This is a genomic window from Acinetobacter sp. WC-323 (assembly GCF_000314615.1).
GTDB lineage: Bacteria > Pseudomonadota > Gammaproteobacteria > Pseudomonadales > Moraxellaceae > Acinetobacter > Acinetobacter courvalinii.
In genome coordinates, this window is sequence record NZ_AMZS01000060.1 from 179,353 (window position 1) to 190,145 (window position 10,793).

The following is a 10,793-nucleotide window of genomic DNA, read 5'->3' on the forward strand; positions in this document are numbered from 1 at the left end:
TAAAACGCGCTTTTTTCATCTGGGTTGATCAGCCCTGAAAATATCTTAAATCCAGACGGGCATCATAGACATGCGTGGTTGGGCCTGTCATCCACACCACATCCCCTTCACGCCAAGCAATGTGTAATTTACCGCCCGCAAGCTGAACTTCAACTTCATTTGCTAGCAAACCACGGCGCATACCACTGACTGCGGCAGCGCAAGCCCCTGTACCACAGGCCAAAGTCTCGCCAACACCTCGTTCATACACACGTAAACGAATATGCTTTTCATCCAGAATTTGCATAAACCCCGCATTGACACGTGCAGGGAAACGCGCATGTGATTCCACTTGTGGCCCCATACGTTCTACATCTGCCGTTAATACATCAGGAACGATGGTCACCGCATGCGGATTCCCCATGTTCACTACATCAATATTAATGCTTTGATTGTCTGCTAATGCAAGTGCGTATAAGCCTTCAGTATCTTCATGCGCTTGCGTCACAAACGGAATCTCTTCGGGAAGAAACTTCGGTTGCCCCATATTGACACGCACCCAACCGTTAGCACCCAATTCAGGTTCAACAATCCCTGCTTTGGTTTGCACACGGATTTTGGTTTTGGTGGTCAGTTGACGCTCATGTACAAAACGGGCAAAACAACGCACCCCATTACCACACTGCTCGACTTCCGAGCCGTCGGCATTGAAAATTCGATATTTGAAATCAACGTCCGGTAAATCGGGTGGTTCAACAATCAATAGTTGATCAAAACCCACCCCAAAATGACGATCTGCCAAACGCTGAATCGTGACTGTATCTAAATAAGCACGCTGGGTAACGAGATCAACGACCATAAAATCATTGCCCAAACCATGCATTTTGGTAAACTCTAAATACATCTCAACTTATTCCTCAGGCAATAAACGTTCTTTTTCCCAAAGTGATTCTATGGTTTCACGCTCACGAATTAAATAGGCTTGATCACCACTGACCATCACTTCGGCAGCTCGGCCACGGGTATTATAATTAGAGCTCATCACAAAACCGTATGCACCGGCACCCAGCACCGCCAGTACATCATTTTCCTGAAGCGCCAAGTCGCGCTCTTTACCGAGGAAATCGCCTGTTTCACAGATCGCACCGACCAGATCCCATGTTTTCACTTCAACATCAGCACTCGGATTCACCGATTGAATATCCATCCATGCTTCATATAAGGCAGGACGAATCAAGTCATTCATCGCCGCATCAATAATGGCAAAATTACGGTGGCTGGTTGGTTTGAGTAAATCTACTTTGGTTAATAATGCGCCCGCATTGGCAGAAATACTACGCCCCGGCTCCATATAGACTTTGAGGCCCAGCTTTTCTAAAGCAGGACGCATGGCATTGGCATATTCTTCAACACTTGGCGGCGTTTCATCTTTATAACGCACGCCCAAACCACCGCCAATATCAATATGTTTGAGGTTGATCCCCAGACTTTTCAACTGCTCGATCATTAAAATGACACGATCCAGCGCATCGACAAAGGGTTGCGTTTCCGTCAACTGCGAACCGATATGGCAATCGATTCCGACAATCTCCAGATTCGGTAATGACGCTGCATATTGATAGGTTTCATTGACCGTATCGCTTGGAATACCAAACTTGTTTTCTTTCAAACCTGTTGAGATATAAGGATGCGTATTGGCATCCACATCAGGATTTACACGTAACGAAATCGGTGCTTTTTTGCCAAGTTTTGCTGCGACTTTCTGAATGCGGTCCAGTTCGGCATGCGACTCCACATTGAAGCAGGCAATCCCAACATTTAAAGCCTTTTCGATATCCACTTCAGATTTACCCAAACCGGAGAAAACAATTTTTGCAGGTTCACCACCGGCTGCCAGTACCCGTGCCAATTCGCCACCTGTCACGATGTCAAAACCCGCACCCACTTTTGCCAATACACGAAGAACAGCCAGATTTGAGTTTGACTTCACTGCAAAACAGATTTGATGATCAATAAAATCAAAAGCACGATGCATATCCAAATAATGCTTTTCAAAAGTGGCTTTTGAATACACATATAAAGGCGTGCCATATTGCTGTGCGAGCTGATCCAGTGAACATTGCTCAGCGTGCAATACTCCATTAATGCGAGTGAAACTCATGAAGATGTCCTTATTTACAAACTTAAGGTGAGATGGTCTGTGATTGCGGCAATGAGGTTGCCTGGCTGTCCTGTTCTACTTCATCAGTGTTTACATCAGATGAGGTTTTAGCCTGAGTTGCTTCATTTTTATAAAGCAGATATTTTGCGCGTTTGTCTTGGTTTGGATCAGATGGCAAATGCAATTCACCCGTCTGGCCACAGGCAGTTAAAACAATACTGCTTAATAATAAACTGATCGAACAAATGACTTTAAGCATCTGAGCACCTAACTTTTACAATTCGGAGCAGTATAGCGTGATCATTGGATTGGCTAAAGTCTAAACTTGAATGAATCAGGCAATAACCATAAAAAAACGCCGACTTTAAAGGTCGACGTTTTGATACTTCAATCTGGTTATTGCTTATTTTTTTCTATAGAAGAAATAACCAATCGCTAGAATGACAAACCAGATCGGGCTGACTTTGAGCGATTCTAATGTGGTTTCATCTAGTGCAAGGAAGTAAATCGTTGCAAGGAAGAATAAAATCACGACCCAGCAAGTGAACACTCCACCTGGAAGTTTAAAGCTTGATTGCGCATGCAACTCTGGACGGTTTCTGCGGTAGTTAATATAACTCCACATGATAATGATCCATACGCAGATGAACAGAATGGTTGATAGTGTTGTTGCAAGCGTAAATGCTGTGACTTCATCATTGGTACCGGTCTGCAACTTATAAACAAACTGCACGAATGCACCGATAAAGATACAGATTGACGAGAAGATCAATGCTTTAGACGGAACAGCCGATTTAGACAGTTTTCCAAACAGTTTAGGCGCTTGTTGATCTGTAGATAGACCAAACAACATACGACTGGTCGAGAAAACACCACTGTTCATGGATGACATCACCGAAGACAATACCACCAGATTCATGATAATCGCAGCCGAGGCAATACCTGCTTGTGAGAAGATATTAACGAATGGACTCACTTTAGGATTGATCTGATCCCAAGGCGTCACACACATCACCACAAACAAGGCCAATACATAGAAAATAATGATACGGATCGGAATCGAGTTAATCGCTTTCGGTAGGTTACGTTTTGGATCTTGCGTTTCAGCAGCCGTGGTACCAACCAGTTCCACCCCGACAAAGGCGAAAATTGCAATCTGGAAGCCTGCTAAAAACCCTTCCAGACCTTTCGGGAACATGCCGCCATGGCTCCAGAGATTTGAAACACTTGCGACTGTTCCTGAAGCATTGGTAAAGCCGGTAAAGATCATCCATAGGCCCACCGCAATCAACACAATAATTGCAGTAATCTTCACCATTGCAAACCAGAACTCCATTTCACCGAATAATTTAACGGTGACCAGATTCAGGCCCAGTACAAACATGATCGCGACCGTACTAATCAGCAATCCGCCTAATGGGGTAAACGACTCTCCGCCATTAAAGAATTCCAGATAGTAAATAATGGCCGATAAATCAGCGATACCGATAGTGACCCAACAGAGCCAGTAGGTCCAACCAACAAAATAACCTGCCCAAGGGCCGATCAGATCGGTCGATAAATCGATAAAAGATTTGTAGTTCAGGTTAGACAGTAACAGTTCTCCTAATGCACGCATTACGAAGAACACCATCAAACCAATGGTCATATAAATAAACAGGATAGATGGCCCAGCCAAACTGATGGTTTTACCAGACCCCATGAACAATCCTGTTCCGATTGCACCGCCAATCGCAATCAACTGTAGATGTCGATTAGATAGACTACGGTGAAGTCCGCTTTGCTCAGCAGCCTCACTCAGATTTTGATTCGACATTTTACAAAAACTCTCCAGTGTTTTTAATCCCTTAGCTAAAACCAGCTGTTTATAACGATACATACCCTTTTCAGTATCTTTTTTCGCTATCCATGCTTGGGCTTGTTTTAGCTAAGTAATGTTGTACCTGTATTTGTCAAAATACAATTGAAGCCGATCATACGCACAAGGCCAAAACAATACAATGAACTTGTGCGGGCAACTTGGTCATCCTGGAAGCAAGCACAAATAAAAAAGAAGTGGCAATCAAGGCCACTTCTTAGCTATGAAAAAATGAATCTATAACTTAATCATCAGATCTTGACTGCTGTTTACGCTTAAGACGCTCTTCCCAGAAGGTCGCATTACGGATGCCGAGTTTCAACGGATCAAACACGAACTCCTTAACACCTGCTTTCTGTTGCTCTTCGTAATCCTTCAAGGCTTTGATGGTCGGTTTCCAGATAAAATAGGTCACGATAATGCCAATAATATTGATCCAGGCCATGAGGCCTACCCCAATATCACCGATACCCCAGATATAACCGGTTGCACTGATAATGCCGTAGGCAACTGAAAGAATAATAAAACACTTGGTGATAAAGAGCAGCGAAGGTGTTTTGGTGATATAGCTCAGATAGGTAATATTGGTTTCTGCAATATAGTAATAAGCCACAATCGTGGTGAATGCGAAGAAGAATACAGCCAGCGCTACAAAGATTTGACCAAAACCTCCAAAAACTGTGCTGACTGCCATTTGGGTAAATGCAGGTGAACCGATTTCGGTTGCCGGCGAAACATGCTGCACAATAAACTGCCCGGCTTCTAAAGTGCCTTGTACGTTATACATGCCTGTAATCAGAATCATAAAGGCCGTTGCTGAACACACAAACAGGGTATCTACATAAACCGAAAAAGCCTGTACAAAGCCTTGCTGGGCCGGATGTTGCACTTCTGCAGCTGCAGCAGCATGCGGCCCTGTGCCTTGCCCCGCCTCATTAGAATAAACACCACGTTTTACCCCCCAACCAATTGCGGCGCCGATCCCTGCCATCGGTGAAAAAGCATCTGTAAAAATGAGCTTGATTACCCCCGGCAATTCCTGAATGTTCATGACCACAATAATCACCGCCATCAGGATATAACCCAGCGCCATAAAAGGCACCACCAGCTCTGCAAAGCGCGCAATCCGCTTGATGCCTCCAAAAATAATGATCGACAGTAAAGACACCACCACAATCAGCGCCAGCAATTTGAATACACCGATATCACCAAAGACAATCGCACCCTGGCCGGTAATCTGGGTAAAAGCGTTCCCGACCGCATTGGCCTGAATTCCCGGCAAAAACAGACCACACGAAACAATGGCAGCAATCGCAAATAGAATCCCTAACCAACGCTGGCCTAAACCCCGGTCAAAATAAAAAGCAGGACCACCACGATATTGCCCCTGATATTCAACCTTGTAAATTTGACCCAGTGTGGACTCGACATAGGCGGTACTGGCGCCAAGAAATGCCACCAGCCACATCCAGAACACCGCACCTGGGCCACCGAAGCCAATGGCGGCCGCCACGCCGGCAATATTACCGACCCCGACACGTCCCGATAAGGAGACCGACAAGGCCTGAAATGAAGAAATTCCCTGTGCGGAGGAGGAACCATTAATTAATAGTTTCGCCATTTCCTTGATCTGACGAACCTGTACAAACCGAGTTAAAATAGAAAAAAATAAACCAGCACCGAGGCATAAATAGATTAGCGCTGGACTCCAGATAATTCCATTTACCCAATTTACAATCTCTGCTGCACTCATAGACATCAACCTTTATTATATATTTTGAAAAGATAGTCACTGTTGAATTTTTCATTCGTCTGAGCATGAGCAATATCTATGCCATTCGATCAAAATCTCCTGACAACAAATAAGCAAATACACCAACACCATCCATGGAAAAAGTGAATTGAACAAAAAAAGCGATTGCTAAAAACACACGGTCTAAAACTTGTAAAAGTCGTATATCATGTTATTTTTCTGAGCACTTCCCTTTAACCAATCTGTGACGAAATCATGCCGTCTTCGTTTTGTTATTCCTTAAACAACGATGGACATGTTTAGAAATTTTTCGTCCTGATTCTTTTTTATCTAATTTTAAGAAAGTTTTCAATTTTATCTTATGGCAAAAATCAAATCCGTTTACAGATGTGAACAATGTGGTGCAGATCATCCGAAATGGGCAGGTCAATGTTCAGAGTGTGGTGAATGGAATAGCCTGCTCGAAGTCCGTGTTGAACCGGTGGTAACACATCGTGGCCAGCCTAAGATGGGCGGAGGTTATGCCGGGCAAGTGGCGAATCTGACTACACTTAACCAGATCTCGGTTTCACAGGAAACCCGTCTGCAAACCGGAATTAGCGAGTTTGACCGGGTCTTGGGTGGCGGACTAGTGACAGGTTCAGTGGTCTTGATTGGCGGTGACCCGGGGATTGGTAAATCAACCATTCTGCTGCAAACCGCAACGCATATGGCCAGCAAAAAAAGTTCTGCGCTATATGTCACCGGTGAGGAATCCCTGTCACAGGTTGCCTTGCGCGCACAACGTCTTGATCTACCGACCGATTCGCTGAAAGTCATGGCTGAAACCTGTGTCGAACGGATTTGTGAAGTACTGGCTCAAGAACGTCCTGCTGTTGCAATTCTGGATTCGATTCAGACGCTGTATACCGAAACCTTACAGTCAGCGCCAGGCGGCGTATCGCAAATTCGTGAATCTGCAGCATTACTGACCCGTTTTGCCAAAAATAGCGGCACGGCTTTATTCCTTGTGGGTCACGTGACCAAAGAAGGCGCGCTGGCAGGTCCACGTGTTTTAGAACATATGGTCGATTGTGTGCTGTATTTTGAAGGCCAATCCGACTCACGTTACCGTATGATCCGTGCGGTCAAGAACCGTTTTGGTGCAGTCAATGAACTGGGCGTATTCGGCATGACCGATAAAGGTCTACGTGAAGTTGCCAATCCTTCCGCAATTTTCCTGAGTCGTTATGATGAAGCCATCCCGGGTTCAATCGTGATGATTAGCCGTGAAGGCACTCGCCCACTTCTGGTCGAAGTTCAGGCACTGGTGGATGATGCACATGGGCAGCCACGTCGCGTGGCACTTGGTTTGGAACAAAACCGTTTAAATATGCTCTTGGCGGTGATGCACCGACATGGTGGAGTTCAAACTTCAGGACAAGATGTCTATGTCAATGTGGTCGGTGGTTTAAAAATTACCGAGACCGGTTCTGATCTGGCGGTATTACTAGCCTGTGCGTCCAGCCTAAGAGGCAAAGCCTTGCCACAACAACTGGCTGTTTTTGGCGAGGTGGGTTTATCCGGCGAGATTCGCCCTGTACCGAATGGTCAGGAACGCTTAAAAGAAGCGGCCAAACATGGCTTTAAGTATGTGATTTTACCGCGAGGTAATGCACCACAAAAACCGGTTGATGGCGTCCAAATCATTGCTGTGGCACGTTTGCATGAAGCCTTAACCGAAGCCATGCAGCTCAGTGATGAGCTATAACCCGCGTCTGACATAAAAAAACATACTTTTCTAGTTGAAATTCGATGTAAATACCTTCATAAATACATTTACAAATTGAATTTAAATAGGAAATTTCGATGCAAGTACACCAGCGTGGCTTGATGGCAGCTCTTTTGATGGCAACTTTGGTCGCTGCACCGCTTGCGGAAGCAAAACGTGCAGGTGGCGGTAAAAGCCATGGCATGAGCAGATCTAGTTCATCTAGCCAATCTTACCAGCCGTCACGTCAAGCAGCGCCAGCGCCTCAACAACAAACTGCGCCTCAACGATCAGGTCCAGGTGTGGGCTCTATGGTTGCTGCGGGTGTCGCAGGTGCAGCCGTTGGTGCTGTAGCTGCCAATGCATTGGCGGATGACAAACAACATAACCCGACTACGACTGAGCAAGAACAAGCTGCTCAGCAAGCACAACAGCAACAGGAAGAAAAAGGTGGAATTCCTGGCTGGATCTGGGTCCTTCTTGCTGCTGCCATCGCCTTCTTTGTGTTCCGCAAATTGGGCGCAAAAAAAAAATTAGCCAGCAATAATCCTTACGCGCCTAACAATGGCGGTCAAAACAACTTTGGCCGTCAGGCTCCACCTCAAGCGGCACCACGTCAATCAGCGGATAACACCAATATCTTTGGTCAGTCTGTCGCTGGTGGTAGCGCTGCTCCTCAAGCCCCATTTGGTGGCGCGTCTATGAGCAGTGGCAATCAATTACCAGATGGGACTGAACCTGCTGCCTTCTTACGTATTGCCCGTCAACGTTTTAACCATATTCAATCGGTTAACAGCGCCAGCAATATTGAGGAAATCCGTCGTTATTTAACCCCTGAGCTTTATAGTTCAATGCACAGCGATATCATGGCCAATCAGGATCAGGATGTTGCCGAGTTTAGCAATCTGAATGCGATGGTGGTCGAAAGTACGACTGAAAATGGTCAATATGTGGTGAGCGTACGCTTTACCGGCACAGTAAGTGAAGATCTAAATAGCTTGCCACAACCTTTTACTGAGATCTGGCATTTTGTAAAACCTGCCGGTTCACAACAAGACTGGGTGGTTGCGGGAATTCAACAAGCTTAATTGTGGTATGAAATAAAAAAAGAGCTATTTCGATAGCTCTTTTTTTTTTATGGCTCTTATTTTAACAGGAACAAAAAAAGCCATTCCCTAGAGAATGGCGGAGTGTAAAACAACAAAAATTATCGTTCTTATTGAGATAGGTCAGCACAACCTGGCACGATCTGTCTATTGATACTAACGGATAAATGCTTTAAAAAATATTCCTCTTTTGGGGAATAAAACGCTTTTATTGGGGGTCATTTTCAAGAATACTCGTTCTCACCTAGACGGTAATGAATTTTACCTGCAACATCTTCACCTAAAGCGGTTCTTACGCCCATTTCGCCAGATCACCCTCCCTTTGTACTGCTCAGGTTAAATCACCTTGTAGGCTTTGATAGAGCCTTCACAAGCAGAGATCTGTCTACGCCATCAAACAATACCCATAAAAAAAGGCCTTGCCGTAGCAAAGCCTTTAAATTTTATTCAAATCTAATGATTCAGTCTCATTAGACAAACTGTAAGAATAACCAGTATAAACCACCAGACAATGCAATCGTTGCCGGTAAAGTGAAGACCCATGCAGAAAGAATGGTTTTCACGGTATTGAAGTTTAAACCGGACTTATTCGCAACCATGGTCCCCGCAACCGCACTGTTTAGTACGTGAGTGGTTGATACCGGCATACCCAAACCATCAGCCGCAGCAATGGTACTCATTGCCACAAGTTCAGCAGACATGCCCTGACCATAGGTCATATGGTTCTTACCGATACGTTCACCCACAGTCACTACGATACGTTTCCAGCCCACCATCGTACCCAGACCCAGTGCCAGTGCTACTGCAACTTTAACCCAGTTTGGAATGTACTGTAGGAATGAATCCAGGCTATTACGATATTCTTTGACCACTTTGGCCTGACTTTCATCCATTGCTGGTAAAGCTTCAGCTTTGTCTAAACGTTTGAATGTCGTAGTGCTCAAATACATGTCATTACGGATTTCACTCACTGCCGCTTCAGGAATCAATTTAAGATCACCATAGCCTGCAACACGTGTACCGATATGAGAAGTCATGCTTGCAAGTGCAGGAACAACTTCAGCGGTTTGCTCTTTGGTCTGGATATATTTGGTTAATACATCACGTGCTTTTTCATCGGTCAGCTCGTTTTGATTCACATTCAAAACGACCGCAGTCTGAGTAGAAAGTTGCTCAAAAGACTGTAAATGTTGTGCATCCAGATTTTTGTTCAATGAGTAAGCCAATGGTACCAACCCGATCAGGATCAACATGATTAAACCCATGCCCTTTTGACCGTCGTTTGAACCATGCGCAAAACTTACGCCTGTACAAGTAAAAATCAGGATTGCACGAATCAGTGGTGGCGGCGGCTTATTGCCTTCTGGTGGCTGAAACAGCTCCATTTGACGTTTAAAGACTTTTTTCACCAACAAGAACAGGATTGCAGCAAACGCAAAACCGATCAATGGCGAGAATAATAACGCCTTACCCACCTTAATCACCTGATCAATATCAATGCCGCTACTGGTCGCCCCAGCAGACGCATTCAAGATATGATTCATGATGCCCACACCTAAAATCGAACCGATTAAAGTATGTGAACTTGATGCAGGAATTCCCAAGAACCACGTGCCCAGATTCCACAGAATCGCCGCGATTAACAATGCAAAAACCATCGCAAAGCCGGCACCACTGCCGACATTCATGATCATTTCTACAGGAAGTAATGCAATAATACCGTATGCAACCGCACCACTCGCCACCATAACCCCAAGGAAGTTACAGAAGCCAGCCCACATTACTGCTGCCGGTGCAGGCAAAGCATTGGTATAAATAACCGTCGCTACAGCATTTGCCGTATCGTGAAAACCATTTACAAATTCAAAGCCTAAAGCGATGAAAAGTGCCGTCGATAAAAGAATAACTGAATATAAGCTTAACGGCGGTACATGTGCCAGATCAGCACTTAACTGAAAACCGATATAAACCAGTGTTGCAACAATAATTGTCAAAAACACCGGCATAAAAAATTTCGGTGTAGGTACATGTACATTCGTCGATTTTGCCTGAGAACTGGCAAGCGGTGAATCCGAAACAGGAGGAAGATTAGAATTCATGTAGACGGTGAGAGGATAATAAAATCCTCTGTATTGTTTAATTAAATTATGACAATTATATGACAAAGGGCTGTCATATAAAGCCAA

8 protein-coding genes are annotated in these 10,793 nt (G+C 44.8%); 2 read left to right on the top strand and 6 right to left on the bottom strand.

The window, feature by feature from the left end:
* Positions 1-28 precede the first annotated feature (28 nt).
* From dapF to ACINWC323_RS03820, 5 genes are all read right to left on the bottom strand, one after another.
* Positions 29-883, bottom strand: coding sequence for a diaminopimelate epimerase (dapF, locus tag ACINWC323_RS03840; RefSeq protein WP_009514792.1), 855 nt, complete (start codon positions 881-883; stop codon positions 29-31).
* A gap of 6 nt (positions 884-889) precedes the next feature.
* Complete coding sequence (gene lysA / locus ACINWC323_RS03835) at positions 890-2,140, bottom strand: diaminopimelate decarboxylase (RefSeq protein ID WP_009514450.1); 1,251 nt, start codon at positions 2,138-2,140, stop codon at positions 890-892.
* A gap of 22 nt (positions 2,141-2,162) precedes the next feature.
* Positions 2,163-2,399, bottom strand: coding sequence for an LPS translocon maturation chaperone LptM (lptM, locus tag ACINWC323_RS03830; protein WP_005229357.1), 237 nt, complete (start codon positions 2,397-2,399; stop codon positions 2,163-2,165).
* A 144-nt stretch (positions 2,400-2,543) separates the two neighbouring features.
* Positions 2,544-3,956, bottom strand: coding sequence for an amino acid permease (locus tag ACINWC323_RS03825; protein ID WP_032880417.1), 1,413 nt, complete (start codon positions 3,954-3,956; stop codon positions 2,544-2,546).
* Between the two features lie 286 nt (positions 3,957-4,242).
* Complete coding sequence (locus ACINWC323_RS03820) at positions 4,243-5,751, bottom strand: alanine/glycine:cation symporter family protein (protein WP_009514668.1); 1,509 nt, start codon at positions 5,749-5,751, stop codon at positions 4,243-4,245.
* A 361-nt stretch (positions 5,752-6,112) separates the two neighbouring features.
* On the opposite strand from ACINWC323_RS03820, the gene radA reads away from it, so the two are divergent.
* Both radA and ACINWC323_RS03810 read left to right on the top strand, forming a co-directional pair.
* Positions 6,113-7,501: a DNA repair protein RadA gene (gene radA, locus ACINWC323_RS03815; protein WP_005229351.1), complete on the top strand. Its 1,389-nt coding sequence runs from the start codon at positions 6,113-6,115 to the stop codon at positions 7,499-7,501.
* A 98-nt stretch (positions 7,502-7,599) separates the two neighbouring features.
* Positions 7,600-8,589 carry a Tim44 domain-containing protein gene (locus ACINWC323_RS03810; RefSeq protein ID WP_009514749.1) on the top strand — a complete coding sequence of 330 codons (990 nt, stop codon included), beginning with the start codon at positions 7,600-7,602 and terminating at the stop codon, positions 8,587-8,589.
* 488 nt (positions 8,590-9,077) lie between these two features.
* Here ACINWC323_RS03810 and ACINWC323_RS03805 read toward each other — a convergent pair whose 3' ends face one another.
* Positions 9,078-10,706, bottom strand: coding sequence for an inorganic phosphate transporter (locus tag ACINWC323_RS03805; protein ID WP_005229345.1), 1,629 nt, complete (start codon positions 10,704-10,706; stop codon positions 9,078-9,080).
* Between the last annotated feature and the right edge of the window lie 87 nt (positions 10,707-10,793).

Excerpts from the sequence above, each read along its gene's own strand:
- dapF (WP_009514792.1), bottom strand. The coding sequence starts at position 883 with ATGTATTTAGAGTTTACCAAAATGCATGGTTTGGGCAATGATTTTATG.
- lysA (WP_009514450.1), bottom strand. The coding sequence starts at position 2,140 with ATGAGTTTCACTCGCATTAATGGAGTATTGCACGCTGAGCAATGTTCA.
- lptM (WP_005229357.1), bottom strand. The coding sequence starts at position 2,399 with ATGCTTAAAGTCATTTGTTCGATCAGTTTATTATTAAGCAGTATTGTT.
- ACINWC323_RS03825 (WP_032880417.1), bottom strand. The coding sequence starts at position 3,956 with ATGTCGAATCAAAATCTGAGTGAGGCTGCTGAGCAAAGCGGACTTCAC.
- ACINWC323_RS03820 (WP_009514668.1), bottom strand. The coding sequence starts at position 5,751 with ATGAGTGCAGCAGAGATTGTAAATTGGGTAAATGGAATTATCTGGAGT.
- radA (WP_005229351.1), top strand. The coding sequence starts at position 6,113 with ATGGCAAAAATCAAATCCGTTTACAGATGTGAACAATGTGGTGCAGAT.
- ACINWC323_RS03810 (WP_009514749.1), top strand. The coding sequence starts at position 7,600 with ATGCAAGTACACCAGCGTGGCTTGATGGCAGCTCTTTTGATGGCAACT.
- ACINWC323_RS03805 (WP_005229345.1), bottom strand. The coding sequence starts at position 10,706 with ATGAATTCTAATCTTCCTCCTGTTTCGGATTCACCGCTTGCCAGTTCT.